The organism is Pseudomonas allokribbensis (assembly GCF_014863605.1).
Lineage (GTDB): Bacteria > Pseudomonadota > Gammaproteobacteria > Pseudomonadales > Pseudomonadaceae > Aquipseudomonas > Aquipseudomonas allokribbensis.
In genome coordinates this window covers 2,133,474-2,159,751 of sequence record NZ_CP062252.1, presented here as the reverse complement: position 1 = coordinate 2,159,751, position 26,278 = coordinate 2,133,474, and the positions used below count along the sequence as shown (strand labels likewise).

At 60.8% G+C, this 26,278-nt stretch carries 23 protein-coding genes and 1 tRNA gene; 10 read left to right on the top strand and 14 right to left on the bottom strand.

The annotated features are described in order from the left end of the window. Nucleotides 1-315: 315 nt before the first annotated feature. Together IF199_RS09745 and IF199_RS09740 are read left to right on the top strand one after the other, a co-directional pair. Complete coding sequence (locus IF199_RS09745) at nt 316-1,512, top strand: amino acid aminotransferase (protein WP_096821181.1); 1,197 nt, start codon at nt 316-318, stop codon at nt 1,510-1,512. A gap of 113 nt (nt 1,513-1,625) precedes the next feature. Next, a complete protein-coding gene (locus IF199_RS09740; RefSeq protein ID WP_007956421.1) occupies nt 1,626-1,826 on the top strand; it encodes a hypothetical protein in 201 nt (66 codons plus the stop codon). On the opposite strand, the gene IF199_RS09735 is transcribed toward IF199_RS09740, so the two are convergent. Beyond that, entirely contained in the window at nt 1,823-2,053 is a 231-nt protein-coding gene (locus tag IF199_RS09735; protein ID WP_192560216.1) for a hypothetical protein, read from the bottom strand. The genes IF199_RS09740 and IF199_RS09735 overlap by 4 nt on opposite strands. A gap of 228 nt (nt 2,054-2,281) precedes the next feature. On the opposite strand from IF199_RS09735, the gene IF199_RS09730 reads away from it, so the two are divergent. Further along, nucleotides 2,282-2,357: transfer RNA gene (locus IF199_RS09730), tRNA-Asn, on the top strand. Between the two features lie 121 nt (nt 2,358-2,478). Here the strand turns inward: IF199_RS09730 and IF199_RS09725 are convergent. Beyond that, entirely contained in the window at nt 2,479-3,999 is a 1,521-nt protein-coding gene (locus tag IF199_RS09725) for a nucleobase:cation symporter-2 family protein (protein ID WP_096821179.1), read from the bottom strand. 254 nt (nt 4,000-4,253) lie between these two features. Here IF199_RS09725 and IF199_RS09720 point away from each other — a divergent pair, with 254 nt between their 5' ends. Continuing rightward, entirely contained in the window at nt 4,254-4,538 is a 285-nt protein-coding gene (locus tag IF199_RS09720) for a BrnT family toxin (RefSeq protein WP_102621971.1), read from the top strand. A 3-nt stretch (nt 4,539-4,541) separates the two neighbouring features. After that, complete coding sequence (locus tag IF199_RS09715; protein ID WP_102621970.1) at nt 4,542-4,871, top strand: BrnA antitoxin family protein; 330 nt, start codon at nt 4,542-4,544, stop codon at nt 4,869-4,871. 3 nt (nt 4,872-4,874) lie between these two features. Here IF199_RS09715 and IF199_RS09710 read toward each other — a convergent pair whose 3' ends face one another. Further along, complete coding sequence (locus tag IF199_RS09710; protein WP_192560215.1) at nt 4,875-5,702, bottom strand: arylamine N-acetyltransferase family protein; 828 nt, start codon at nt 5,700-5,702, stop codon at nt 4,875-4,877. Between the two features lie 198 nt (nt 5,703-5,900). Between IF199_RS09710 and IF199_RS09705 the strand changes: the two genes are divergently transcribed. Then, nucleotides 5,901-6,488: a GNAT family N-acetyltransferase gene (locus IF199_RS09705; protein WP_096821175.1), complete on the top strand. Its 588-nt coding sequence runs from the start codon at nt 5,901-5,903 to the stop codon at nt 6,486-6,488. 6 nt (nt 6,489-6,494) lie between these two features. Here IF199_RS09705 and IF199_RS09700 read toward each other — a convergent pair whose 3' ends face one another. The 4 genes from IF199_RS09700 to IF199_RS09685 form a co-directional block, all read right to left on the bottom strand. After that, nucleotides 6,495-7,937, bottom strand: a complete 1,443-nt coding sequence (locus IF199_RS09700) for a mechanosensitive ion channel family protein (RefSeq protein ID WP_192560214.1) — start codon at nt 7,935-7,937, stop codon at nt 6,495-6,497. Between the two features lie 150 nt (nt 7,938-8,087). After that, nucleotides 8,088-8,714 (bottom strand): isochorismate family cysteine hydrolase YcaC, encoded by a 627-nt coding sequence (gene ycaC / locus IF199_RS09695; RefSeq protein WP_096821173.1) that lies wholly within the window; start codon nt 8,712-8,714, stop codon nt 8,088-8,090. Between the two features lie 51 nt (nt 8,715-8,765). Further along, nucleotides 8,766-9,449 carry an isochorismatase family protein gene (locus tag IF199_RS09690; protein WP_192560213.1) on the bottom strand — a complete coding sequence of 228 codons (684 nt, stop codon included), beginning with the start codon at nt 9,447-9,449 and terminating at the stop codon, nt 8,766-8,768. A gap of 93 nt (nt 9,450-9,542) precedes the next feature. Next, entirely contained in the window at nt 9,543-10,409 is an 867-nt protein-coding gene (locus tag IF199_RS09685; protein WP_102621969.1) for a pirin family protein, read from the bottom strand. 104 nt (nt 10,410-10,513) lie between these two features. Here IF199_RS09685 and IF199_RS09680 point away from each other — a divergent pair, with 104 nt between their 5' ends. Together IF199_RS09680 and dkgB are read left to right on the top strand one after the other, a co-directional pair. After that, nucleotides 10,514-11,422 carry a LysR substrate-binding domain-containing protein gene (locus tag IF199_RS09680; RefSeq protein WP_192560212.1) on the top strand — a complete coding sequence of 303 codons (909 nt, stop codon included), beginning with the start codon at nt 10,514-10,516 and terminating at the stop codon, nt 11,420-11,422. Nucleotides 11,423-11,538: 116 nt separating this feature from the next. Beyond that, a complete protein-coding gene (dkgB, locus tag IF199_RS09675; RefSeq protein ID WP_192560211.1) occupies nt 11,539-12,342 on the top strand; it encodes a 2,5-didehydrogluconate reductase DkgB in 804 nt (267 codons plus the stop codon). A 4-nt stretch (nt 12,343-12,346) separates the two neighbouring features. On the opposite strand, the gene IF199_RS09670 is transcribed toward dkgB, so the two are convergent. The 7 genes from IF199_RS09670 to IF199_RS09640 form a co-directional block, all read right to left on the bottom strand. Beyond that, nucleotides 12,347-15,568: an ATP-binding protein gene (locus IF199_RS09670; protein WP_192560210.1), complete on the bottom strand. Its 3,222-nt coding sequence runs from the start codon at nt 15,566-15,568 to the stop codon at nt 12,347-12,349. Nucleotides 15,569-15,578: 10 nt separating this feature from the next. Beyond that, nucleotides 15,579-16,205: a response regulator transcription factor gene (locus tag IF199_RS09665; RefSeq protein WP_096821167.1), complete on the bottom strand. Its 627-nt coding sequence runs from the start codon at nt 16,203-16,205 to the stop codon at nt 15,579-15,581. A gap of 144 nt (nt 16,206-16,349) precedes the next feature. Continuing rightward, entirely contained in the window at nt 16,350-16,781 is a 432-nt protein-coding gene (locus IF199_RS09660; RefSeq protein ID WP_192560209.1) for a chemotaxis protein CheY, read from the bottom strand. 110 nt (nt 16,782-16,891) lie between these two features. After that, a complete protein-coding gene (locus IF199_RS09655) occupies nt 16,892-17,608 on the bottom strand; it encodes an MgtC/SapB family protein (protein ID WP_085711975.1) in 717 nt (238 codons plus the stop codon). Nucleotides 17,609-17,662: 54 nt separating this feature from the next. Continuing rightward, complete coding sequence (gene mgtA / locus IF199_RS09650) at nt 17,663-20,362, bottom strand: magnesium-translocating P-type ATPase (RefSeq protein WP_096821165.1); 2,700 nt, start codon at nt 20,360-20,362, stop codon at nt 17,663-17,665. Nucleotides 20,363-20,855: 493 nt separating this feature from the next. Beyond that, entirely contained in the window at nt 20,856-22,193 is a 1,338-nt protein-coding gene (locus IF199_RS09645; RefSeq protein WP_096821164.1) for a lysine N(6)-hydroxylase/L-ornithine N(5)-oxygenase family protein, read from the bottom strand. A gap of 132 nt (nt 22,194-22,325) precedes the next feature. After that, complete coding sequence (locus IF199_RS09640) at nt 22,326-22,808, bottom strand: sigma-70 family RNA polymerase sigma factor (RefSeq protein WP_096821163.1); 483 nt, start codon at nt 22,806-22,808, stop codon at nt 22,326-22,328. 320 nt (nt 22,809-23,128) lie between these two features. Here IF199_RS09640 and IF199_RS09635 point away from each other — a divergent pair, with 320 nt between their 5' ends. Then, on the top strand, nt 23,129-24,301 hold the full coding sequence (locus IF199_RS09635; RefSeq protein ID WP_096821162.1) for an efflux RND transporter periplasmic adaptor subunit: 1,173 nt from the start codon (nt 23,129-23,131) through the stop codon (nt 24,299-24,301). After that, a complete protein-coding gene (locus IF199_RS09630) occupies nt 24,302-26,275 on the top strand; it encodes a MacB family efflux pump subunit (RefSeq protein WP_096821161.1) in 1,974 nt (657 codons plus the stop codon). The last annotated feature ends 3 nt before the right edge of the window (nt 26,276-26,278 follow it).

Below are 26,278 nucleotides of genomic sequence, written 5' to 3'. Positions count from 1 at the left end.
GCTGCGGACAAACCGGAGCCCCACGAGAAAGACCGCAAACGACCGATGTCGCGCAAGGAAAAACGAAGATTGTGCTGAATGTGGAGCCGATTGCCTCGCCTTTCAAGGTAAACGTCCTACATCCGGTAAAGTCTCCGACAAGTCCATTCGACTAACGGTCGAGAAATAATCGGAAAAACTTACCTTAAAAGCCGAATCGCCTGTCGCCATTGATCGATGATGGCCTCTATACTAGCTCCCCGTTTGTGCACCGCTCTAGTGCATTCGGCTGGAGCGCCACACGTCCCTCCACTCTCCAATAGAGCTGCCGTAAAAATGAGCCTGTTCTCCGCTGTCGAAATGGCACCCCGCGATCCAATCCTGGGCCTCAACGAAGCATTCAACGCCGATACCCGGACCAATAAGGTCAACCTCGGGGTGGGTGTGTACTGCAACGAAGAGGGGCGAATTCCACTCCTGCGCGCCGTCATCGAAGCCGAAACCATTCGCGCCGCTCAGCATGCCTCCCGTGGCTATCTGCCAATCGACGGCATCGCTGCCTACGACCAGGCCGTGCAAAAGCTGCTGTTCGGCAATGATTCGCCACTGCTGGCGGCTGGCCGCGTTGTCACCACTCAGGCGGTCGGCGGGACCGGCGCGCTGAAAATCGGTGCCGACTTCCTCAAGCAACTGCTGCCGAATGCCGTTGTGGCGATCAGCGATCCGAGCTGGGAAAACCACCGCGCGCTGTTCGAAACCGCCGGTTTCCCGGTGCAGAACTACCGCTACTACGACGCCGCCACCCACGACGTGAACCGTGCCGGCCTGCTCGAAGACCTCAACGCTCTGCCGAACGGCTCGATCATCGTGCTGCACGCCTGCTGCCACAACCCGACCGGTGTCGACCTGAGCCCGGCTGACTGGAACAACGTGCTGGAAGCGGTCAAGGCCAAAGGTCACGTGCCGTTCCTCGACATGGCCTACCAGGGCTTTGGTGACGGCATCGCCGAAGACGCCGCTGCCGTGCGTCTGTTCGCCGACTCCGGCCTGACCTTCTTCGTGTCGAGCTCGTTCTCCAAGTCGTTCTCGCTGTACGGCGAGCGCGTCGGTGCCCTGTCGATCATCAGCGAATCGAAAGAAGAAAGCGCGCGCGTGCTGTCGCAAGTCAAACGCGTGATCCGCACCAACTACTCCAACCCGCCGACTCACGGTGCAAGCATCGTTGCTGCGGTGTTGAACAGCCCGGAACTGCGCGCCCAGTGGGAAGCGGAACTGGCTGAAATGCGCCTGCGCATTCGCGGCATGCGCGAGCAGATGGTCGCTCTGCTGGCGAAGAAAGCCCCGCAGCGTGACTTCAGCTTCGTCGGTCGCCAGCGCGGCATGTTCTCCTACTCCGGCCTGACCACCGAGCAGGTTCACCGCCTGCGCAACGAGTTCGGCATCTACGCCCTGGACACCGGCCGCATCTGCGTCGCCGCGCTGAACCAGAGCAACATCGAAGTCGTGACGGACGCCATCGTTCAGGTCATCTGATCTGACGTAGCACTGATAAACGGGAAGCTTTCGGGCTTCCCGTTTTTTATTTGTCTGAAGAAAAGCCGCTACACCCTCTAGACTGCACACAGACGATATTTCAGAGAGACAACATGAAAAACGATGACCTGCGCGCCGACCGCGACGATCTGGATGACTTCATCCCCCGCGCTCCGGCCAAACGTGGCAACAACCTGGTGCTGCAAGTCGCGGCCGGGGTGTTTCTCGGCGGGCTGGCGCTGTGGCTGGTGCAACTGGGCGCGACGATGCTGTACGCCAAACTGATGCTCGGCACCTTCACGTTCGGCGGTTAAGCCAGTTCCGTTGCACGCTGAGTCGCCGCATCGTCATAAACGACGTAGAGCGATTCGGCGACCTGGCTCTTGATGGCCTTGGTGCTTTCCAGACCGAGGACAAAACCTTCGGCCTTGCCGCCTGCGCGGTTCAGTTCTTCAGCCGTGGCGGCCTGGGTGATCGCGTCGAAAAGCTTTTCGGCGTGCGGGCCGACGCCTTTGGGCAGGCTGATTTGCACGGTGCTCATGCGAACACCTCGGCAGGACGAGGGATCAGGATGGATCTATTCATGGCGCGTACCTTTTCGGCGAATGGCCGGCAGCGCGTGTGACCACTTCCGGGCGGCCATGGTAGACCTCTGCTGCGGTTCTGGTAACCGCCAATCGCCGATTTGCCGCCGTCCGTCCTGACCCTTCCAAAAAAATTACAACTGGCGCTTGACTAGTCTTTTTAAATCAGTAACATACGCACCAATTCCGCAATAGCTCAGTTGGTAGAGCAAGTGACTGTTAATCACTGGGTCCCTGGTTCGAGTCCAGGTTGTGGAGCCAAATACAGAGCCCCTGAATCGAAAGATTCAGGGGCTTTTTTGTGGGCGCTGGAAAATGCAGTGCAATAAAAAGGGCCGATCAGTTTCGCAACTGATCGGCCCTTCTCATTCAGAAACAGCAGTCAGACGTGCTCACCACTCTTGGCATGCGCCTTCGGTGCGCCGTGTCCGTGATCCGAATCCGCCTCGATCACCGGCACTTCATTGCCGTCGCAGTCATGCAGCTTGCCGTCACTGAAGTAGTCACCTTCGCGTAACGCCGCCAGATCCCGATAACGCAGGGTTCGCTCTTCTGCCGCCGCAAACACCGACTGCTGATCCGAGTTACCTGCCGTGAAGTGGTTGAACGCCAGGTTCAGCAGGATCGCCATGATCGCCGACGAACTGATGCCCGAGTGGAAAATGGTCGCGAACCAGCTCGGGAAGTGATCGTAGAAGTTCGGCGCGGCAATCGGGATCATGCCGAAGCCGATCGAGGTCGCGACGATGATCAAGTTGACGTTGTTGCGGTAATCGACCTTGGACAGTGTGCGGATGCCGCTCGCCGCCACGGTGCCGAACAACACGATGCCGGCACCACCGAGTACCGACGTCGGCACTGCTGCGATCACCCGGCCCATGAACGGCAGCAGGCCGAGGATCACCAGGAAGATGCCGCCGGTCGCCACCACATAGCGGCTCTTGATCCCGGTCACCGCCACCAGGCCAACGTTCTGGGCGAAGGCGCTCTGGGTGAACGAACCGAAGATCGGCGCAAACATGCTCGACAGCATGTCCGCGCGCAGGCCGTTGCCCAGACGCTTGGAATCGACCTTGGTGCCGATGATTTCACCGACCGCCAGGATGTCCGCCGAGGTTTCCACCAGGGTCACCATGACCACGATGCACATCGACAGGATCGCAGCGAAGTGGAAGGTCGGCATGCCGAAATGGAACGGTGTCGGGAAGCCGAACATCGGCCCTTGAGTAACGCTTGAGAAATCCGCCATGCCCAGGAACACCGCCAGCACCGTGCCGATCACCATCGCCAACAGGATCGACAGACGCGAGATGGTCGAGCTGCCGACCTTGCTCAGCAGCAGCACCAGCACCAGCGTGACCGCCGCCAGACCGATGTTCTGCATGCTGCCGAAGTCCGGAGCGTGGCTGTTGCCGCCCATGGCCCAGCGCGCGGCCACCGGCATCAGCGTCAGGCCGATGGTGGTGATCACGATGCCGGTAACCAGCGGTGGAAAGAACTTGGTGATTCGCGAGAACACCGGCGTGATCAGCAAACCGATCAACGACGCGGCAATCACCGCCCCGAGTACCGACTGAAAGCCGCCCTCCCCGCCACTGCTGACAATCGCCACCATGGTCGCAACACCGGAGAACGACACGCCCTGCACCAGCGGCAACTGACATCCGAAAAACGGTAGACCCAGGGTTTGCAGCAACGTGGCCAGCCCCCCCGCAAACAATGAAGCAGCAATCAACAGACCAATGTCCGCCGGCGATAACCCGGCGGCCTGACCGATGATCAGCGGCACCGCGACGATACCGCCATACATGGTCAGAACATGTTGCAGGCCGTAAGCCATATTCGCGCCGACCCCGAGGTTTTCGTCCTCGGGCCGTTGGTGTGAAACATGGGGCGTTTTCATGGTGGGGGGTTCCCTGGTTTTTGTTATGCGCACACTGTATTCAATACTCGTGACAAATGTCCATAGAGTTGTATACAACTTATCGGTCACATTATGGATAGGTAGCCACCCAACCTTCTATCCCGCCGCTTCCATCCCTCACAAATCCGGCAACACATCGTTAACTGCCCCTGCGCTCTATCCACCTAGGCTGAAGTGTTCATGGCGACCGACGGCGCGGTCGCGCTCTTTTTTATACATATAAAGTATGCATAATGAAGTCATTCCAGATTCAGTTCGACAAAAGCAAGAATGCTGCCAACAAACTCAAGCACAGAGGGATCAGCCTCGCCGAGGCCGAACCGGTCTTCCACGATGAGCGAGCATTGACGATTGAGGATAACGACCATGACGAACAACGCTGGATCACTCTCGGCAACGACGGCAAGGGACGTTTGCTGGTTGTCGTGTACAGCTATCGGGAGCCGAATGTGGTTCGAATCATTTCCGCACGTGTCGCTACACCGAGCGAACGTCGCGAATATTTTCTGGAGACATGATCAATGAAGGATGAATACGATTTCACCCAGGGCAAGCGGGGCGCCGTCGCCTCCAACAAAGGCAAGACTCGCATCACCATCATGCTCGACGACGCGGTCATCGACGCCGCGCGGGGGGTCGCTGAAAGCGAGGGGTATGGCTATCAGACGGTAATCAATAACACCCTGCGCCATGCACTGCTCGACAGCCGGGGTGCAGCCGATGAACCCGAGCATGCCAGCGGGCAATTCAAGAAAGGCATCACCGCCACCGACCTCAAGAGCCTTGAGAAAAAACTGTCAGCGGCCGTGAACGAAATCCGGCGGGTACTGGAGCCGGATGTAAAACCGTAGGTTTCAGGCCGGCTGGATCAAGCGCGCCAGCGCCAGACGCGCACCAGGCTGGTGCGGCAAGCGCAGGCCGAATTCCCGCTCCAGCAACTCGATGAGCTCATCGACATCCGTCACCTCGCGTCGCTCGCTCTCGGCACCGATGCGATGGATCGCGAAACTGCCGTTGTTCAATGTACGCCGCCAGCCGTCGCCCGTACGCGCGACCATCAGGCGCTGGGCGAACGGTGAATCCGGATGGGTCGAGACGTACCAGTTGCCAAGGGTGTAATCGATGTCTTCCTGGCGTTGCAGGTCGAACAGGTACATCGGCCGCCATTCGCCAGCGACCCTGGCCCGCAGCATGTAGCCATCGATCTGTACTTCGATGCGATAGGGTTCGTGGGGTGTGGACTGCTCGGCTTCGGTATCCAGAATCAGCGGCGCGGTCGGTACCATGCCGCCGAAGCCGACATCGGTGATGTAGCGCACGCCGTCGAGGGTCACCAGACTCAAGCGATGAGTCCGTGCCGTCCAGCTGCCTTCGGGCTGATTCATGACCACTCGCCCGCTGATGCCCCGCGCATCGAACCCCAACTCCAGCAACAAGGCCAGAAACAGATTGTTGAGTTCGTAGCAGTAACCGCCACGGGCATCGTCCAGGACCTTGCGCTGGATCGATGGCAGATCGATCAGCACGGGCTCGCCAGAGAGGGTCGACAGATTCTCGAAAGGAAAGGCACCGGTATGACGCAACTGCAACAGTCGCAGGGTTTCAAGGGTCGGTGCCGGGGACGTGTCGAACCCCAGCCGTTGCAGATACTGTTTCAGATTCGCCAGGCGTGGCTCGCTCATTGCTCAGTCCTTTTGCAGGGAGACGCGGATCACTCCGCCGATGGTCGCCATGTATACGGGATCCGGCTATTGGATCGACAATAGATTTCACCAATCGGCTCTGTCGACTGATTTGAATCAGGCTCCCTGAGCAGTTGCAACGACGCCGCCCGTTGCGGCGTAATGGACGCTCGCCCGAACCGACAAGAGCCGCCCCTCATGCAAACCACGCTGCAAGGCCAGGGCATCCTCCTGCGCCCTCTCCAATACACCGACGCCGATGCGTTGCTCCATGCCGCTGCCGACGGCGAGTTGTGGAACCTCACCGTCACCGTGGTGCCCTCGGCAACTACCGTTGACAGCTATCTGAAAAAGGCCCTCGACGGCCGCGAGGCCGGCACGGTCATGCCCTTTGCGATCGTGTTGAAGGAGACCGGCGAGGTGATCGGCTCGACCCGGTTCTGGAAGATCGACCCGCTCAATCGCAAGCTGGAAATCGGCAGCAGCTGGATTTCGGCACGCTTTCAGAAAACCTTCGTCAACACCGAGGCCAAGTACCTGATGCTGCGGCACGCCTTCGAAGTGCTCGATTGCGTGCGCGTGCAGTTCACCACCGACGAAAACAACCAGAAATCACGCAACGCGATCCTGCGCCTGGGCGCACAGCAGGAAGGCATCGTGCGTCACGAGCGGATCATGCCGGACGGCCGCAAGCGCAACTCGGTGCGCTTCAGCATCATCGATGACGAATGGCCGCAGGTGCGCCTGAACCTTGAGCGCAAACTCGCCGGGTACGAGCAACGCTGACGGTCATCAGGCGCGATTGCGCAGCCACTGCAGGAAGCCTTTTTTCGGTGCAACCACCGGTGCTTCCTGGGTCAGGGATTGGGCCTTGAGCAGACGGAAATCGAGCAATGCCTTCATCGCGTCGTTGATGTCGTGGCGGGCGTCCAGGCAAGGCTTGAGATACGACTTTTCGATGCGATACAGCGCACAGAAGGTCTTGGCGGAAAAGTCCGCCGGCAGCGAGGTATCGGAAAGAATCCCTGCCTCGCCGATCACTTCACCCGGTCCCATGCGCCCAGACTCGAACGGTGTGCCGTGGCGTTTCAAGGTCACCGAGACCACACCGGATTCAATGATGAACAGATGATCGCTGACCTCCCCGCCCGCCAGAATGATCTCGCCGGCACGGAAGGTTTGCAGGGTCATGTTCTGGCTGAAGGTTTCTTTCTCTTCCTGACGCAGGGTGGAGAAAATCGGCGAGCTGTCGAGCAGCGCCCGTGGCCGTGAGAGATGGGCCGGGGCCGCGGGCTCATCGCTCGACAGCAGATTGAACCCGGACGCTTGCAGATGCCGGTAAGCCAGATCGAACAGTTGATTGCGCACTGCGCGCTTCTCGTTCATCGAGGCCACGAACCCGCTGATTTCGTATTCCGCACCGGCACTGCTGGAACTCTTCAGCGCCACGCTCGGCGCCGGGGTGTCCAGCAGCGGGCGACAACCTTGCATCGCCCGCTCCAGGGCGTCGATCACCGAATTCGGCCGCGCATGGGGGCTGACCTGCACGCTGACGGCAACCCCGAACATATTGCTCGGCCGGCTGAAGTTGATGATCTTGGCCTTGGCCGCCAGCGAGTTGGGAATCACCGCCATGCTGCCTTGGGACGTTTGCAGGCGCGTGGCGCGCCAGTCGATGTCGGTGACCCGCCCTTCCGTGCCGTCGATGGAGATCCAGTCATCGAGTTGATAGGGTTTGGTGGTGTTCAAGACGATGCCGGAGAACACATCGCTCAGGGTGCTTTGCAGCGCCAGACCGACGATGATCGCCAAGGCTCCAGACGTGGCCAGCACACCTTTGACCGGCAGATCCAGCACATAGGCCAGTGCCGCAATAATGGCGATCAGGAAAATCACTGCGCCGAGCAGATCCTGCAACAGCCGTCCGGTATGACCGACCCGTTGCATCATCACCGCGCCGATCAACACCGTCAGCGTGCGCGCCCCGAACAGCCACCAGCCGATCTGCAACCCGGTCGCCGCCAGGTGCAGCGGCACGTTGTCGGCCCACGGCGCCGGCTCCATCGGATTGAGGCCTTCGTTGAACAGCAGCACGCTGAACAGGCTGAAAATCAGCACCCGCACCAGCAGCTTCCATTCGCTGCCCCGGGAGCTGATCAGGCGCCACAGGCCCAGGTCGAGCAGGATCAGGATCAACGCGCAGAACAACGGATGTTCAGTCAGCAGAGACAGCATCAAACAACTCCGACAGAGGTCAATCGCGAGAAGATCGCACAGATTGGGCTTAGTGTAGGAGCAATTGATTTGGCGGGATGCGTGCTATTTGGCAGGCGCCGAAAAAACCTGTGGGAGACACCTTGTTCCCACAGGTTTTCATGGAGCTGGTTACTTGCCGCTGGTCAGCGTGCTGTAACTGGTCATCAGGTTGCGGTAGTCCGGGATGTGGTTGGAGAACAACGTGCCCAACCCTTCGATATCGTTGCGCCAGTCACGGTGCAACTCGCAGGCCAGACCGAACCAGGTCATCAATTGCGCGCCGGCGCTGGACATGCGGTTCCATGCCGATTCACGGGTCAGTTCATTGAACGTGCCGGAGGCGTCGGTCACCACGAATACATCAAACCCTTCTTCCAGGGCCGACAGCGCCGGAAATGCCACACACACCTCCGTCACCACGCCGGCAATGATCAGCTGTTTCTTGCCGGTAGCCTTGATCGCCTTGACGAAGTCCTCGTTGTCCCAGGCGTTGATCTGGCCGGGCCGGGCAATGTACGGAGCCTCGGGGAACAACGCCTTGAGCTCGGGCACCAGCGGGCCGTTGGGGCCGGTTTCGAAACTGGTGGTCAGGATCGTCGGCAGCTTGAAGTACTTGGCCAGGTCGGCCAGCGCCAGCACGTTATTCTTGAACCGGTCAGGCTCGATGTCGCGCACCAGCGACAGCAGCCCGGCCTGATGGTCGACCAGCAGAACGGCGGCGTTGTTCTTGTCCAGACGTTTGTATTGAGTGCTCATTGCAGTAATCCTCGCGTGTAGTGGACCTCGACGGAATGTCGAGGTCTCGGGTCAGCGCTGGGAATCCAGCGTTTCGTGTTCGTTCGCGACTTGCTGGGCCTTGAGGTAACTCTCGATCAGCAGTTGGTAATGCGGCATGGCCTGGGCGTAGACGGCTGCCCATTGCTCGGCATCGGGACGGTTCCACGAACCCTGCAGCTCGGAAAGCGTGGCCATGATGTCGATCGGCACCACCCCGGCCTGGGCCAGGCGGGCGATGGTCAGATCAGTGGCCAGTTTCGAGTGATTGCCGGAGGCATCGACCACCGCGAAGACCTTGTAGCCTTCTTGCACTGCGGCGATGGACGGGAATGCCAGGCACACGCTGGTCAGGGTCCCGGCGATCACCAGGGTTTTCTTGCCGGTGGCTTTGACAGCCGCGTGAAACTGCGGGTTGTCCCAGGCATTGATTTCACCTTTGCGCGCCACGTACTGCGCATGGGGCGCGGCTTCGTGAATCTCGGGAATCAACGGCCCGTTCGGCCCCTGCGGCACAGAGGCCGTGGTAATGACCGGCATCTTCAACAGCGTCGCAGCCTTGGCCAGCGCGATGGCGTTGGCGCGCAGTTGCGGTACATCCATGTCCTTGACGATCTGGAACAGACCGCTTTGATGATCGATCAACAGCATGGCGCTGTCGTTTGGGTCGATAGTCGGTTTTTGGCCATTGAAGTTGGCCGCATTGACAGTGTTCATGTGCGTTTCCTCTTTCTTTTGGGCAGCAGCCATCCCTGGCCTTCGAACCGGCCTACGCGTCCTGTGTAGAGCGGGGTGTGGAAGCGCGGCGTGTCAGCCGTGCATGCGGCCGAAGCGGCCGGACTGGAAGTCGGCGAATGCCTGGTGGATTTCCTGCTCGGTGTTCATCACGAACGGACCGTGGCCGACGATGGGTTCGTCGATCGGCTCGCCGCTGAGCAGCAACACCACCGCATCCTCGCTGGCCTCAAGCGTCAGTTGCCGGCCGTCACGCTCGAACAGCGCCAACTGGCCCTGGCGCACCGATTCCAGACCGTTGACCTGCACCGAACCGCGCAACAGCACCAACGCGGTGTTGCGGCCCTCGTGCAGATCCAGCGTCAGCAACTTGCCGGCGTTCAGGCGCAGATCCCACACGTCGATCGGCGTGAAGGTGCGGGACGGGCCTTTGTGGCCGTCGAACTCACCGGCGATCAGGCGCAGGCTGCCCGCGCCGTCCTTGAGCGGGATGCTCGGGATGTCGCCGTCCAGAATGGTCTGGTAACCGGGCGCCGCCATTTTGTCCTTGGCTGGCAGGTTGACCCACAGTTGCACCATTTCCAGATTGCCGCCGGTTCTGGCGAAGTTGTCCGAGTGAAACTCCTCATGCAGGATCCCGGACGCAGCGGTCATCCATTGCACATCGCCCGGGCCGATGGTGCCGCCCGCGCCGGTGGAATCGCGGTGCTGCACTTCGCCCTCGTAAACGATAGTCACGGTTTCGAACCCACGGTGTGGATGCTGACCAACGCCACGTCGTTCGGTAGTCGGGGTGAATTGCGCAGGCCCGGCGTGATCCAGCAACAGGAACGGGCTGATGTGCTTGCCCAGGTTGTCGTAGGAAAACAGCGTGCGAACCGGGAAACCATCGCCGACCCAATGGCCGCGAGGGCTGGTGTAGATACCGATGATGTTTTTCATGGTTGCCTCCAATCGGGTGAATGACGCGATGGATTAAGCTTAAATCCATGACCATTGATGGACTAGACTGCAAAAATCAGCTTTAGCGTTCTATATGGAGAACGATGGTGGAAGACCTCAACACCCTCTATTACTTCACTCAAGTGGTGGAGCATCACGGCTTTGCCGCCGCTGGTCGTGCGCTGGACATCCCCAAGTCGAAACTCAGCCGACGCATCTCGCAGCTCGAAGAACGCCTTGGCGTACGCCTGCTGCACCGCACCAGCCGGCATTGTTCACTGACCGAGATCGGCCAGGCCTACTACCAGCGTTGCCTGGCGATGCGGGTCGAGGCCGAGAGTGCCGCCGAGCTGATCGAGCGCAATCGCTCCGAGCCTCAGGGGCTGGTACGCCTGAGCTGCCCGACGGCGCTGCTCAATTCCTGGGTCGGGCCGATGCTCACCCGCTACATGCTCAAGTACCCGCTGGTGGAAGTGTTCATCGAGAGCACCAACCGCCGGGTCGACCTGCTGCACGAAGGTTTCGACATTGCGCTGCGCGTGCGCTTTCCGCCATTGGAAAACACCGACATGGTGATGAAGGTGCTGGGCAACAGCACCCAATCGGTGGTCGGCAGCCCGATGTTTGCCGAGCGCCTGTCATCACCGCCCTCGCCGGCCGATCTCAATGGTTTGCCGAGCCTGCATTGGGGCGCGGCGCAACGTGAGTATCAATGGGAGCTGCTCGGGCCGAACGGCGCTTCGGCGCAGATCCGGCACACGCCAAGGCTGGTCACCGATGACCTGATCGCCCTGCGTCAGGCGGTGATTGCCGGAGTCGGCGTCGCGCATCTGCCGAGCGTGGTCGTGCGCGAAGACATCGCCGCAGGACGCGTGGTGGAGTTGATTCCGGGCTGGGCGCCGAAATGCGGGATCGTGCATGCGATCTTTCCGTCGCGCCGGGGTTTGTTGCCGTCGGTGCGCACGTTGATCGATTTTCTGGGTGAGGAATTTGCCCACAGCGACATCGCTTGAGACCTGCGATTGATTCGTGACTTCTGGTCAACAGTACTTTGCCCCGACAGCGGTTTTTCCAGAGGAATCAGACGCGGATACTCCCGCCCATTCCCACTGCAACCCTGGAGTCCTGCATGTCTGTTCCCGCTTTCGGTCTTGGTACGTTTCGCCTGCAAGGTCAGGTGGTCATCGATTCGGTGAGCACCGCCCTTGAACTCGGTTACCGGGTCATCGACACCGCACAAATCTATGAAAACGAAGCCGAGGTCGGCCAGGCCATCGCCGCCAGCGGCATCCCTCGTGACGAACTGTTCATCACCAGCAAGATCTGGATCGCCAACTTCGCCGGCGACCGGCTGATCGAGAGCCTCAAGGAGAGCCTGCAAAAGCTGCAGACCGACTACCTCGACCTGACACTGATCCACTGGCCATCGCCGGAAGATCAGGTGCCGATGGAGGAATTCATGGGCGCCCTGCTGGAGGCCAAGCGCCTGGGCCTGACCCGGCAGATCGGTGTGTCCAACTTCACCATCGACCTGATGAAACAGGCGATTGCCGCCGTTGGCGCAGAAAACATCGCCACCAACCAGATCGAGCTGCACCCGTACCTGCAAAACCGCCAGGTCGTCGAGTTCGCACAGAGCCAGGGCATCCAGATCACGTCGTATATGACCCTGGCCTATGGCGAAGTGCTGAAGGATCCGCTGATCGTGCAGATCGCCGAACGTCTGCAAGCCACCCCGGCGCAAGTCACGCTGGCGTGGGCGATGCAGTCGGGTTACGCAGTGATTCCGTCCTCAACCAAGCGCGCCAACCTGCAAGGCAATCTCGGCGCCGCCGCGCTGACCCTGAGCGACGCCGACATGGCACTGATCGCCACACTGGAGCGCGGCCATCGCCTGACCAGCCCCAAAGGCGTCGCGCCGCAGTGGGACTGATCGATCAGGCCTGAAGATGCTGCGCGAGGTCGTGCATGGCCTCGCGCAGCGAATTGATGGCGGCCGTCAGTGCCGCCTCGGGCTCGTCGTCGCGGCACGCCTGTTCAAGTACCCGGCAGGCCGAGACCACGCGCTCGGCACCGATCATGTGTGCCCCACCCGTGACGTGATGCGCCAGGTCACGCAAGCCTGCGCGGTCCCCTTTGCGGCCTGACACGTCAAGCCGTTCAAGGTCGGCGTGCAGACTGCTCAGTACCTCTTCACGCAATTGGCCGATGAGCGGGTTGTCCGCACCCGCCACCTGCAACAGCGCACTCAGGTCGAATTCAGTCGCCCCCTGATCATCCACACTCTCTACCTGCGTTTCGTCGGCCTCTGCGGCCAGCAAGGCCTGGCTCAGTTCGCGCAGCAGAATCGGCTTGAACAGGCAATAGTCCATGCCGGCCGCCAGGCATCGCTGTATTTCTTCGACCTGCGCATTGGCGGTAAACCCCAGAATCAGGCAACGCGCCCTGCCCGTTGCCGTCTCTTCTGCACGAATCGCCCGCGCCAGTTCATAACCGTCGATCCCGGGCATGTTGATATCGGTGATCAGCGCATCGAAAGGTTGCTCGCGCCACACCACCAGTCCGCGCTCACCGTCCTCGACGTCGACGGTGTGATGCCCGAGTTCGCTCAACTGCCGGCACAGCAACAAGCGATTGACCGGATGATCATCCACCACCAGCACCTTCAGCGACTTTACCGCCGTCACCGCTGACGTCGTTGCGGCCTCCTGCACGAGCGGCTCCAGCACAGGCAACTCCAGTCGCAGCATGACTTGCGTGCCACGTCCCGGCTCGCTGCTGATCCACAAGTCGCCGCCCATCAGTCGACACAGATTGCGGCTGATCACCAGCCCCAGACCGGAACCGCTGCGCGCCGACGGCTGATGGCTGCCAACCTGCACAAACGGGCTGAACAATCGTTGCTGATCCTGGGCGCTGATCCCCCGGCCACTGTCTTCGATGATCACACCGGTTTCCAGCTGCCCGTCCTGTTCGGTGAACACTTGCAAGCGCAGGCTGACCTCACCTTCGTCGGTGAACTTGATCGCGTTGCTCAACAGGTTCGACAGCACCTGTTTGAAGCGAACGGGGTCGAGCATCACGTCGACGTCGCTACGCTCATCCAGCTCCACCCGCCAGGACAATGACTTCTGTCGTGCCAGGCCTTCGAACACCCGACACACCGACGCCACCACCTCGCGCAGATTGGCACGCTCGGGAGCCAGTGACAGATGCCCGGACTCGATCCGCGCGATGTCGAGAATATCGCCAATCAATGCCAATAACTGCTGCCCCGCATGGGACGCCACTTCAATCGCCGAGCGATCGGTTACGCCTTCGTCGGCACGCTTGAGTGCCAGCTCGAGCATGCCCAGCAACGCGCTCATGGGCGTGCGGATTTCATGGCTCATGACCGCGAGAAACGTGCTTTTGGCACGGTTGGCGTCATCGGCCGCCTCCTTGGCTTCCTGCAATTGACGCAGCCATTGCTGACGCTGGCGAATCTGCCGGCGTTGAAAACCGATCCAGCCCAATGCCAGCAACAACAACCCCGCCGCAACGGCAAACCCGCGCAGGATTTGCTCCCGATGACGCTGCCAGTAACTGTCCTGCAGCACCACGTTGCGACTCCAGCGCGCGACCAGGTCGTCCATTTCCTGCGGAGCGATGCTCAGCAGTGCCTTGTTCAGAATTGATTGCAGCTGCGGAGCCTCAAGCGCCGTGGCCATCGCAATCCGGGCCGGCTGATCGCCCAGTGTCGATACAATACGCAGGCGATCGCGGTACTGGTGATCGATCTGATAACGCGCCACCAGCAACGAACTCAATGTCGCGTCGGCCTGACCGTCGAGCAGTGCCTGCGTGCCCGCTGCGGGGCTTGGCAATTCGACCAGGCGGATCTGCGGCACATGTTCCAACAGATAAGTGCGCAATGGATTGCCGCGATACAGCGCCAGACGCTTGCCCGCCATCTCGTCCAGGCTGCGAGGCCCGGGCGCCTTTGAATCGGCGATCAGCACAAAGGGGCTGTTGGCGTACGCCCGGGTGAACAGCATTTCAAGTTCGCGCTCGCGGCTCGGGGTCAGCACCGGCAACAGGTCCAGCTCCCCGGTCTTCAATTGCTCGACCTGGCGATCCAGGGACTGCCCGCGTACCACTTCGAACCTCAGGCCGCTGCGCTGACTGATCAGGTTGAGCAGTTGAGCAACCAGCCCACTGAAACGGCCGTCAGCGTTAAAGAACGTCAACGGCGCAAAGTCCTCGACAGCGCCGACCCGCACCACCGGATGTTGATCCAGCCATTGCTGCTCGCTGGCGCTCAGGCTCACTCGCGATTGGGCCGCCATGTCGGCGCGACCGGCGCTCCAGCGCAGTTCAATGGCCAGACGCTGCTCCATGGGAATGGCCAGCAACGCCTTGTCGACCAGACGTTTCAAACGCGTGTTGCTGCGAGTCAGGGCGAAGCCGAACGGGTTGGCGTCAAGGCCGGAAGGCCCGGCCAGTTGCAGGTCGTTGTGAAAATTGGTGTTGATCAGATAACTGGCGCTGATGAAGTCACCGAGGTACAGAGCATCCCGACCGAACGCCACGGCGCCGAGGGCATCGAGAATCGAGCGGTAACGCTGCAGGGAGGCTTGCGGGTAAGTCTTCTCGATCACCGCGGCTGGCAGGTAGTCGTCCACCATGGCGATGCTCTTTCCTGCCAGATCTTCCGGCAATGGCTCGTCAAGCCGAGTCACCCACATCGGCTGATCCTCGGCGTAGGCGCGAGACAACATCAGGTCGGGATCAGCGATTTCGAAGTTGTTCGACGTGCCCAGCAGGTCCACCTCCCCGGCCTTGAGTGCCGCCATGGCGGCTTCGCGATCGGGGTAGCACCAGACCTCGACACCGATGCTCAGCAACTGGGCGATCGCGTCGGCGTAATCGGCTGTGAGGCCTTCCAGTTCGTATCGTTTGCGAGTCAATTCAAAGGGTGGGTAATCCGGCCAGGAGGCACCGATACGCAGCACCGGATGTGCACTGAGCCACTGCCGATCCTGTTCATCGAGGCGAAGCTGCACGCCCTCCAACCGGGTGCGAGAGACAATTTCCAGTCTTTGTGCGGCCTCGCCTGCCTGCACTCCGCTGGCGAGCATCACCAGAAAGAGGAAGACGAAACGTAGCGGCCTCATCATGCGCAGCCGCTCAGAACAGGCCGTTGCGTTTGGCAAACTCTCGCAACACTACCAGTGAGCTTACCCCGAGTTTCAGCATCAAGCGGGTCTTGTAGGTGCTGATGGTTTTGTGACTGAGGCTCATCGCTTGCGCAATTCGCTTGTTGGAGTCGCCTTGGGCGAGCTTTATCATGATCTCCATTTCGCGAGTGGACAGGCTTGCTATCGACTCTCGCTCATCACGGCTCGCGTCGGATTGACCTGCATTGTTCACAGGCAATTCGGGGAAGAAGCTATAACCCGAACGGACAGCCTTGATTGCACTCTGCAACTGCTGCATTGCGGCGGATTTGGTGACAAACGCCATCGCACCCGCACGCCGGCAACGCATCAGATAGTGCTCTGGGTCGGCCGAAGTGAAAATCACCACCTTGCAGTCCAGCCCGATGGTCCTGATGCGCTCCAACACCTCCAGACCGCCGAAGCCCGTGAGCTTCAAGTCGAGCACGATCAGTTTCGGCGCGTGTGCACGGATCATCGGCACCACGTCGACGCCGCTCGAAGCGACATGAACCGGTTTATAGCCCAGTGATTCCAGAACCATTCTGACGGCACCGACGACCACCGGGTGATCGTCGACGATCAATGCTGAATCCATGACCACTCCCGGGGCGAATACATCACGATGGCGCCACCGATCTTGCATGAACGGGACTATTGGTAGCTTCGCTACGACTGTTACACGGGACGCGTGGCGAAGCACCTGTCAGACCTGACAGTTGCGCCATCGACCGATCTGTGATCAGGCGCGCATTGGCGCCGGTGATTTTGTCTGGCCACTGCGCGACGAGCGCTCTAGGGAAACCTCGACCGACGCCATCAACTGCGTGATTGCATTCATTGATGGCAACGCGGCGTGGCTGGAAGTGATTTTCGCCTGAAAAAGCCCGGAAACAGCCGATGAGTTCGCCGGCTCGCCATAGACCAGCGCATGCCGGACTTGCGGATGATCGAACAGAAAACCGCGCAGATCCGACATCCCGGCCGCCAGTTCGGCATTGATCACCAGCACATCGAACGGCTGGCAGCCGTAATCGACCAGCGTCAGCAGTTCGGCAAGGTTCTGCACCGGTGCGATGCGGTAGTAATCGAGGCTATTGAACATCCGCTCGATTTTCATCCGGTGAAAATGCTGTAAGTCGGCGATCAGGATGCGCAGGGTTTTGTCGGTCAATGTGGGAGTCCCGGTAGTCGCTTCAAGTGGCGGCAAAGACTACCCAAGCATCGGGACGAGCTCTGTAGGACTTTTCCGAAAAACACCGTCACTCATCCGGATTGAACGCTTTACTCCGTAGTGCTCGGGCTCCAGAACGCCTGCACCACCAGGTTCGACGTTGAAATCCGCTTCACCAGGGCGTCCAGCTCATCGCCGTCCACCGACGTGGTTGCGAGCGTGGCTTCGATCTCGATTTCATCGGCACCGAAGGCGTGCACATCGACGTCACTGGCCGGGTAGTTGCTGCGTTCGAGCTCGGCTTCAAGCAAGGCGAACACAGCCGTCTGCTGCGAGCGCCGGGCGATGACGTAGACGATGTTGGTGACTTCCGCCGAGACCACATCCAGTGGCTGGCGGTTGATGTTGTTGACGATCGGTCGCAGCAACGTATTCGCGGCGAGCACGAACAAGGTGCCGAGCACCGCCTCGGCCAGCAGGTCGGCACCGGCACAGGCGCCCACCGCCGCCGAAGTCCAGAGTGTGGCGGCGGTATTGAGACCGCGCACATTACCCTCTTCGCGCATGATCACACCGGCACCGAGAAAGCCGATCCCGGATACCACGTAGGCGACCACCCGGACCGCGCCTTCGGCCCCGCCGAGCCGATTGGCCATGTCAACGAAAATCGCCGCGCCGACCGCCACCAGCACGTTGGTGCGCAAGCCCGCCGTACGTTGCCGGTACTGACGTTCGAAGCCGATCAGGCCACCGAGGATGAAGGCCGCGCTGAGGCTGACCAGGGTGTCGAGCAGCGAATCGAGGTTGATGTTGTTGATGGCTTGCATGTTGAACTCCTTGAAACCGCCCCCCTTGCTCCCACAAGGGGGGAATCTTTCCTGTTACTGCCAGCCGAACCGGCGGATGTAGAAGCCTTTTACGGCCTGGGTCAGTGCCATGTACGCCAGCAGGATCACCGGCAGGAACACGAAGTACATCGACGGCAGCGCCTGCAATTTGAAGTAGTGCGCCAGCGGTCCCATCGGCAGGAAGATGCCCACGGCCATGATGATTCCGGTCATCACCAGCAGCGGCATGGCCGCGCGGCTTTGCAGGAACGGAATCTTCGGCGTGCGGATCATGTGCACGATCAGCGTCTGGGTCAGCAATCCCACCACAAACCAGCCAGACTGGAACAACGTCTGGTGATCCGGGGTGTTGGCATCAAACACGTACCACATCAAGGCGAACGTTGTGATGTCGAAGATCGAACTGATCGGGCCGAAGAACAGCATGAAGCGCCCGACATCCCCAGGCTGCCAGCGTTGCGGCTGTTTCAGCATTTCGTCGTCGACGTTGTCGAACGGGATCGCGATCTGCGAAATGTCATACAGCAGGTTCTGCACCAACAGGTGCATAGGCAGCATCGGCAGGAACGGAATGAACGCACTGGCCACCAACACCGAGAACACGTTGCCGAAGTTCGAGCTGGCGGTCATCTTGATGTACTTGAGCATGTTGGCGAAGGTCCGGCGCCCTTCCAGCACGCCCTCCTCCAGCACCATCAGGCTCTTTTCCAGCAGGATGATGTCGGCCGCTTCCTTGGCGATATCCACCGCGCTGTCCACGGAAATACCGATGTCTGCGGTGCGCAGCGCCGGTGCGTCGTTGATACCGTCGCCCATGAATCCGACCACGTGGCCGTTGCCCTTGAGGATGCGCACGATGCGCTCCTTGTGCGATGGCGTCAGCTTGGCGAACACGTTGGTGGTCTCTACCGCCACCGCCAGTTCCGCGTCGCTCATGCGTTCGATGTCGTTACCCATCAACAGGCCTTGTTGCGCGAGGCCCACTTCGCGGCAGATCTTGGCGGTCACCAGCTCGTTGTCGCCGGTGAGCACTTTCACGGCCACGCCGTGTTCGGCCAGAGCCTTGAGTGCCGGTGCGGTGCTTTCCTTCGGCGGATCGAGGAATGCCACGTAACCGATCAGCGTCAGTTCCTGCTCGTCGCCCAGGCTGTAAGTGTCGCGACCTTCAGGCATCGACCGTGCCGCCACCGCTACCACGCGCAAGCCTTCAGCGTTGAATGCTGCTGTTACCTGACGAATTCTCGCCAGCAATTCATCGCTCAAGGCTTCGTCGACTTCACCGTGACGAACCCGGGTGCACACCGACAACACTTCTTCAACCGCGCCTTTGCAGATCAACTGATGCGGTTGGCCGTGCCCTTCGACCACCACCGACATGCGCCGGCGATTGAAGTCGAACGGGATCTCGTCGACCTTGCGAAACGCCGTGCCGACCTTCAGTTCACGGTGGACTTCCACGTGTTCCAGCACCGCCACGTCGAGCAGGTTTTTCAGGCCGGTCTGGTAGTAGCTGTTCAGATAAGCCATTTCCAGCACATCGTCGGAGTCTTCACCCCAGACATCGACATTGCGCGCCAGGAAGATCTTGTCCTGAGTCAGGGTGCCGGTCTTGTCGGTGCACAGCACGTCCATGGCGCCGAAGTTCTGGATCGCATCCAGGCGTTTGACGATGACCTTCTTGCGCGACAGGAACACCGCGCCCTTGGCCAGGGTCGAGGTGACGATCATCGGCAGCATTTCCGGGGTCAGGCCCACGGCGATCGACAGCGCGAACAGCAGGGCTTCGGTCCAGTCACCCTTGGTGAAACCGTTGATGAACAGCACCAGCGGCGCCATGACGAACATGAAGCGGATCAACAGCCAACTGACTTTGTTCACGCCTTGCTGGAACGACGTCACCCCGCGATCGGTTGCCCCGACCCGCAGCGCCAGCGCACCGAAATAGGTGCTGTTGCCGGTAGTGAGAATCACCGCCACCGCTGTCCCGGACACCACGTTGGTGCCCATGAACAGGATGTTGTCGAGCTCCAGCGGGTTACGCGTATCGCGATCCGCCTGACGGGGGAATTTCTCCACCGGCATCGATTCGCCGGTCATCGCGGCCTGGCTGACGAACAGATCCTTGGCGCTGAGCACCCGGCAATCGGCAGGAATCATGTCACCGGCCGAGAGCACGATCAGATCGCCGGGCACCAGTTGCTTGATCGGCAGTTCAGTGCGAGGCGCATCCCGGCGCAGCACGGTGGCGGTGTTGCTGACCATCGCCTTGAGCGCGTCGGCCGCCCGGTTGGATTTGCTTTCCTGCCAGAAGCGCAGCAGGGTCGAGAGCACCACCATCGAGAAAATCACGGTGGCGGCCTTGAGGTCGTCCGTCAGCCACGAGATCACCGCCAACAGGGTCAGCAGCAGGTTGAACGGGTTTTTGTAGCAGTGCCACAGGTGGGTCCACCACGGCAGCGGTTGCTCATGCTCGACTTCGTTGAGGCCATGCTGCGCACGCAGCACATCGACTTCGAAATCGGTGAGGCCGTCGGTGTGGGTACCGAGGTTCGACAGCAACACGCCGCTGTCGCAATGGGCGGCGTCCACCAACGTATTGGCCAGGGTGGGCGGCACTTCACGGCTGACCGTGGTGTCGCGAAGACTTTCCAGCACGGCCAGACGACGGAAGTGCCGGGCGATGTGACGGGTCCGCAGGAAGCCTGCGAAAAATTCCTTGAGCGTAAGTTTCATGGCTGTTGCCCCTATGGTCAGCCGGGAAACCGTCAAGCAGATACGTCCAGCCCTCTTGCACCGAAAAATTCGGCACGGCAAGGGTTGGCGCGCCGGTCAAAAAAGACAGGCGTGTCGATAGGGCTGCGATTGCGACGAAAAAGTCGAAACCACGCTCTTTTCAGCGTCGATGAGAAGGACGTCGGGACATGGTCTCAACTGACCATGATCGGGATGCCGCTGCTCGCTGTTCGGCGAGACAACGGCACAAAGGAATGCGCGTTATCTTGCCGAGAATCTGCCGGTTACAAGGACCGGCCGACAACTGTCACTCGAACAAGTACCCACTGTGGGTCTCCGCTATTGATGAAAACGCGCGAAGCTTACGCCCCGATGCCTGGAGAGTAAACCCGTAAAGGGAATGAGGTCGGGAGATGTGGAGGTCATTCAGGAAGGGTTCAGGATTGACCTCGAAACGACTCCCGCGCTCGGCGCAGGAGTCGTCAGGACGTCATCAGCTGGCCGTGGCCAACAACAAGTCCATCACCGAACGGCTGTGCCCGCGGTGCTTGCCATGCTCATACAGCGAGCCGGCAATCTCGTCCGCACGAATCGGCAGGATCGACAGCAGCGTATCGCTCAGGCCGTGGCTGGCCTGGCAGAAGCCCTGCATGTACAGACCGGCCTTGCAGCGCTCGTCGGTGATCAGCTTGTAGTTGCGATCGACCTCGAAGTCGCCCAGGTACTCTTCCAGCGGCGCCAGCAGTTTGCGATGCATCTGACGCTCGTAACCGGTGGCCAGCACCACTGCGTCGTAGGCACGCACGGTGACTTCGCCGGTAGCGTTGTTGCGCACGGTCAGTTCGATACCGTGTTCGGTGGCGGTGGCTTTCTCGACAGTGGTCAGGGTGCGGAACGCATGGCGCGCCACGCCCGAGACTTTCTGCCGATAGAAAATGCCGTAGATGCGCTCGATCAGGTCAATGTCGACCACCGAGTAGTTGGTGTTGTGGTACTCGTTGACCAGACGCTCACGCTCGCTGCTCTTCTGCTGGAAGATCAGGTCGGTGAACTCCGGCGAGAACACTTCGTTGACGAACGGGCTGTCGTCCGCCGGTTTCAGCGCCGAGCCGCGCAGGATCATGTCGACCTGCACCGACGGGAACGAATCGTTCAGATCGATGAACGCTTCCGCCGCGCTCTGGCCGCCACCGATGATCGCGATGCTCATTGGCTGATTATTGACGCACGGCTGCTTGGCCATCTCCGCCAGGTACTGCGAGTGGTGGAATACTCGCGCATCGCCCTTCAGTGCCTTGAAGGCTTCGGGAATGCGCGGTGTGCCGCCGGCGCTGACCACTACCGAACGTGCGGTGCGAACGAATTGCTGGCCGTCCACACCACGGGAAATCACCCGCAGCGCTTCAACCTGATGGTTGTGCAGCACCGGTTCGATGGTCAGCACTTCTTCGCCGTAGCGGCTCTGTTCGGTGAACTGCGCGGCCACCCAGCGCAGGTAGTCGTTGTACTCCATGCGGCACGGATAGAAGGTGCCGAGGTTGATGAAGTCCACCAGACGACCGTGCTGCTTGAGGTAATTGACGAACGAGTACGGGCTCGTCGGATTGCGCAGGGTCACCAGATCCTTGAGGAAGGAAATCTGCAACTCGCTCTGGGTCGAGAGCGTGTTGCCGTGCCAGCTGTAGGTCGGTTGCTTGTCGAGAAACAGCACATCCAGTTCACCCTGGGTCGGGCCGCGCTCTTGCAGAGCGATGGCCAGCGCCAAGTTCGAAGGGCCGAAACCGACGCCGATCAGGTCGTGAACGATGGGCGATGCAATTGCCTGTGTCATTTCCAGTGTCCTCTGGATGTACCCCTCAACAGCGGGGATGAAGCCTGGGTGACCTGACCGGCCTTGTGCAGGACAGCAGATCGTCTGTTGAGTAGGAACGAGGACGGTGAAAAAAAATTTAACCGGGAACGATCAATGTCCATCCCATTGCTTGATGCGCACCCGGCAATGTTTCATGGCGTTGACGATGTGTTTTTCGACCAAGGCCTTGGAAATACCCAGGCACTCGGCGATCTCCGGGTGCGACAGCCCTTCGATCTTGCGCAGCAAAAAGCTCTCGCGGCACAACGCCGGCAGCTCGGCCAGTGCACGCTGCAACAGCGCCAGGCGCTGGCCATGATCGAGACTGTGATGAGGAGAAGGACTGAAATAGCGCTCTTCGCTGTCGAGCACATCAAGGGATTCGACCTGGCGCGAAGCATTGCGCCGGTGGTCATCGATCACCAGGTTGAGCGCCGTGCGGTAGAGAAATGCGCGGGGCTGCTCGATTGGCGTGTCGCTGGAACGTTCCAGTACCCGCAGATAAGCGTCATGCACCACATCTTCGGCCACCTGGCGGTTGCCTAGCTTGGCGTTCAGGAAACACACCAGCTCGCGATAGTAGTTTTCCAACATGACTCCCGGCCGCAGGGTGCGGTTTCGATCCTTGAGCCAGACCGGCGATCTGCCAAAACAGGCAATGGCACGATGGTGGCAAATTCAGACGCGTAATTTATAGTAATTCTCATATAGATTTAAAGCGCTGTTTCCATTTGCCCGACAAATTGTTGCCAGCTATACCTGTTACCGCGTTTTTCAGCGCTTAAATTCCCCACCCCGTCTCTCGTTTAAAGGACAGCCCCCCGTGTCTGTCGCGCCCTGCGACAGCGTTCGACCGTGGCCCGTTCGCGGTGCCTGCTGAACGACGGGCCGATTTCCACTGGCCGGAACCCTGCATGAAACGTCCCCGCCCCGCCCGACGCGCCCTGCTCATCGCCCTTTGTCTGATTCCCGTTATTGCTGTTGCCGCCTGGCAAGTCTTGCCGCCCGGTCGGGACAAATTCGCCACCGTACAAGTCTCCCGTGGCGATATAGAAAGCAGCGTGACCGCACTCGGCACCCTCCAGCCTCGCCGTTACGTAGATGTCGGCGCCCAGGCCTCGGGGCAGATTCGCAAGATCCACGTGGAAGTCGGCGACGTGGTCAAGGAAGGCCAACTGCTGGTGGAAATCGACCCGGCCACGCAAAAGGCCAAACTCGACGCCAGCCAGTTTTCCATCGAAAACCTCAAGGCGCAGTTGCAGGAACAACAGGCTCAACACGAACTGGCGCGCCAGAAGTACCAACGCCAGCAGAACCTGGCCGCCGGCGGCGCCACCCGCGAAGAAGACGTGCAAACCGCCCGCGCCGAACTCAAAGCCACACAGGCGCGCATCGACATGTTCCAGGCGCAGATCCGCCAGGCACAGGCAAGCCTGCGCAGCGATCAGGCCGAACTCGGCTACACCCGGATCTTCGCGCCGATGGCCGGCACCGTGGTTGCGCTGGACGCTCGCGAAGGCCAGACACTCAACGCGCAACAACAGACACCGCTGATCCTGCGGATCGCCAAACTGTCGCCAATGACGGTCTGGGCGGAAGTCTCCGAGGCCGACATCGGCCACGTCAAACCGGGCATGAGCGCTTATTTCACCACCCTCAGCGGTGGCAACCGGCGCTGGAGCAGCACCGTGCGGCAGATCCTGCCGGTGCCACCCAAACCGCTGGACCAGACCAGCCAGGGCGGCGGCAGCCCGACCAGCACCAGTAAAAGCGGGGCCGGTCGCGTGGTGCTGTACACCGTGTTGCTGGATGTCGACAACGCCGACAACGCGCTGATGGCAGAGATGACCACGCAAGTGTTCTTTGTCTCGAATCAGGCGAAAGACGTCCTCACCGCACCGATTGCTGCCCTGCATGGCAGCACCAAACCCGACAGCCAGATTGCCCGGGTCGTGGCACAGAACGGCGACATCGAGCAACGCACCGTGCGCACCGGCATCAGCGATCGCTTGAAAGTGCAGATCCTCGACGGCCTCAGCGAAGGCGATCATCTGTTGATCGGCCCGGCCGACGGCAACGGAGGCTGAATGCAAACGCCCCTGATCGACCTGCAGGACATCCGCAAATCCTACGGCGGCGGTGACGCACCCGAAGTTCACGTGCTGCGCGGCATCGACCTGTCGATCCATGCCGGCGAGTTCGTGGCGATCGTCGGCGCGTCCGGCTCCGGCAAATCGACGCTGATGAACATCCTCGGCTGCCTCGACCGGCCCACGTCCGGCGAATACCGCTTTGCCGGGGAAAACGTCGCCGGCCTGGACACCGATGAACTGGCCTGGCTGCGTCGCGAAGCCTTCGGTTTTGTGTTTCAGGGATACCACCTGATTCCGTCCGGCTCCGCCCAGGAAAACGTCGAGATGCCGGCCATCTATGCCGGCATTCCCGCCGCCGAGCGCCATGCACGGGCCGCCGCCCTGCTCGAGCGCCTCGGTCTGGCCTCGCGCACCGGCAACCGTCCCCATCAACTGTCCGGTGGTCAGCAACAACGGGTGTCGATCGCCCGCGCCTTGATGAACGGCGGTCACATCATCCTTGCGGACGAACCGACCGGCGCCCTCGACAGCCACAGCGGCAAGGAAGTCATGGCGCTGCTCGACGAGCTGGCGAGCCAGGGTCATGTGGTCATCCTCATCACCCACGACCGTGAAGTGGCAGCCCGGGCCAAGCGCATCATTGAAATCAGCGACGGCCTGATCATTCGCGACAGCGCCACGGAAGACCCCACCGTGCAGGCCAGCGCCAACCCCGGCGCCTTGCAGGCCGTGGATCTGCGCAAGCGCCTGAGCGAGGGCAGCGAAGCGAGCGGCGCCTGGAAAGGCGAACTGGTCGATGCAGTGCAAGCGGCGTGGCGCGTCATGTGGATCAACCGCTTCCGGACCGCGCTGACGCTGCTGGGCATCATCATCGGCGTGGCGTCGGTGGTGGTCATGCTCGCCGTCGGTGAAGGCAGCAAACGCCAGGTCATGGCGCAGATGGGTGCCTTCGGTTCCAACATCATTTACCTCAGCGGCGCCGCGCCGAACCCGCGCACGCCGCCGGGCATCGTCACCCTGGATGAAGTCGCCGCACTGGCCAGCCTGCCGCAGATCACTCGCATCATGCCGGTCAACGGTGCCGAAGCCGGGGTGCGCTTCGGCAATCTCGATCACATGAGTTACATCGGCGGCAACGACACCAATTTCCCGGACATCTTCAACTGGCCAGTGGTCGAAGGCAGCTACTTCACCGAGGCCGATGAGCGCAACGGTGCGGCCGTCGCGGTGATCGGCAAGAAAGTCCGCGACAAGTTGCTCAAGAACGTGAGCAATCCCATCGGCCAATACATCCTGATCGAGAACGTGCCGTTCCAGGTGGTCGGCGTACTGGCCGGCAAGGGCGCCAGCTCCGGTGACCAGGACAGCGACAATCGCATCGCCATCCCCTACTCCGCGGCCAGCGTTCGACTGTTCGGCACGCACAACCCGGAGTACGTGGTGATCGCTGCCGCCGATGCGCGCAAGGTCCATGAAACCGAAATGGCCATCGAGCAATTGATGTTGCAGTTGCACAACGGCAAGAAGGATTTCGAGCTGACCAACAATGCCGCGATGATTCAGGCCGAAGCGCGCACGCAAAACACCCTGTCACTGATGCTCGGTTCGATTGCCGCGATTTCGCTGCTGGTCGGCGGCATCGGGGTGATGAACATCATGCTCATGACCGTGCGCGAACGTACTCGCGAAATCGGTATCCGTATGGCCACCGGTGCCCGTCAGCGCGACATCCTGCGTCAGTTCCTGACCGAAGCGGTGATGCTCTCGGTGGTCGGCGGCATTGCCGGTATTGGCCTGGCGCTGCTCGTGGGCGGCGTGTTGATACTCAGCGAAGTCGCCGTCGCATTTTCCCTGGTGGCCATCGCCGGCGCCTTCGCCTGCGCACTGATCACCGGGGTCGTTTTCGGCTTCATGCCCGCCCGCAAAGCTGCCCGGCTCGACCCGGTCACGGCCCTCACCAGTGAATGATCG

Excerpts from the sequence above, each read along its gene's own strand:
- IF199_RS09645 (WP_096821164.1), bottom strand. The coding sequence starts at position 22,193 with ATGACACAGGCAATTGCATCGCCCATCGTTCACGACCTGATCGGCGTC.
- IF199_RS09640 (WP_096821163.1), bottom strand. The coding sequence starts at position 22,808 with ATGTTGGAAAACTACTATCGCGAGCTGGTGTGTTTCCTGAACGCCAAG.
- IF199_RS09735 (WP_192560216.1), bottom strand. The coding sequence starts at position 2,053 with ATGAGCACCGTGCAAATCAGCCTGCCCAAAGGCGTCGGCCCGCACGCC.
- mgtA (WP_096821165.1), bottom strand. The coding sequence starts at position 20,362 with ATGAAACTTACGCTCAAGGAATTTTTCGCAGGCTTCCTGCGGACCCGT.
- dkgB (WP_192560211.1), top strand. The coding sequence starts at position 11,539 with ATGTCTGTTCCCGCTTTCGGTCTTGGTACGTTTCGCCTGCAAGGTCAG.
- IF199_RS09710 (WP_192560215.1), bottom strand. The coding sequence starts at position 5,702 with ATGAGCGAGCCACGCCTGGCGAATCTGAAACAGTATCTGCAACGGCTG.
- IF199_RS09725 (WP_096821179.1), bottom strand. The coding sequence starts at position 3,999 with ATGAAAACGCCCCATGTTTCACACCAACGGCCCGAGGACGAAAACCTC.
- IF199_RS09670 (WP_192560210.1), bottom strand. The coding sequence starts at position 15,568 with ATGATGAGGCCGCTACGTTTCGTCTTCCTCTTTCTGGTGATGCTCGCC.
- ycaC (WP_096821173.1), bottom strand. The coding sequence starts at position 8,714 with ATGAGCACTCAATACAAACGTCTGGACAAGAACAACGCCGCCGTTCTG.
- IF199_RS09685 (WP_102621969.1), bottom strand. The coding sequence starts at position 10,409 with ATGAAAAACATCATCGGTATCTACACCAGCCCTCGCGGCCATTGGGTC.
- IF199_RS09745 (WP_096821181.1), top strand. The coding sequence starts at position 316 with ATGAGCCTGTTCTCCGCTGTCGAAATGGCACCCCGCGATCCAATCCTG.
- IF199_RS09705 (WP_096821175.1), top strand. The coding sequence starts at position 5,901 with ATGCAAACCACGCTGCAAGGCCAGGGCATCCTCCTGCGCCCTCTCCAA.
- IF199_RS09635 (WP_096821162.1), top strand. The coding sequence starts at position 23,129 with ATGAAACGTCCCCGCCCCGCCCGACGCGCCCTGCTCATCGCCCTTTGT.
- IF199_RS09715 (WP_102621970.1), top strand. The coding sequence starts at position 4,542 with ATGAAGGATGAATACGATTTCACCCAGGGCAAGCGGGGCGCCGTCGCC.
- IF199_RS09665 (WP_096821167.1), bottom strand. The coding sequence starts at position 16,205 with ATGGATTCAGCATTGATCGTCGACGATCACCCGGTGGTCGTCGGTGCC.
- IF199_RS09740 (WP_007956421.1), top strand. The coding sequence starts at position 1,626 with ATGAAAAACGATGACCTGCGCGCCGACCGCGACGATCTGGATGACTTC.
- IF199_RS09680 (WP_192560212.1), top strand. The coding sequence starts at position 10,514 with ATGGTGGAAGACCTCAACACCCTCTATTACTTCACTCAAGTGGTGGAG.
- IF199_RS09655 (WP_085711975.1), bottom strand. The coding sequence starts at position 17,608 with ATGCAAGCCATCAACAACATCAACCTCGATTCGCTGCTCGACACCCTG.
- IF199_RS09700 (WP_192560214.1), bottom strand. The coding sequence starts at position 7,937 with ATGCTGTCTCTGCTGACTGAACATCCGTTGTTCTGCGCGTTGATCCTG.
- IF199_RS09690 (WP_192560213.1), bottom strand. The coding sequence starts at position 9,449 with ATGAACACTGTCAATGCGGCCAACTTCAATGGCCAAAAACCGACTATC.
- IF199_RS09720 (WP_102621971.1), top strand. The coding sequence starts at position 4,254 with ATGAAGTCATTCCAGATTCAGTTCGACAAAAGCAAGAATGCTGCCAAC.
- IF199_RS09630 (WP_096821161.1), top strand. The coding sequence starts at position 24,302 with ATGCAAACGCCCCTGATCGACCTGCAGGACATCCGCAAATCCTACGGC.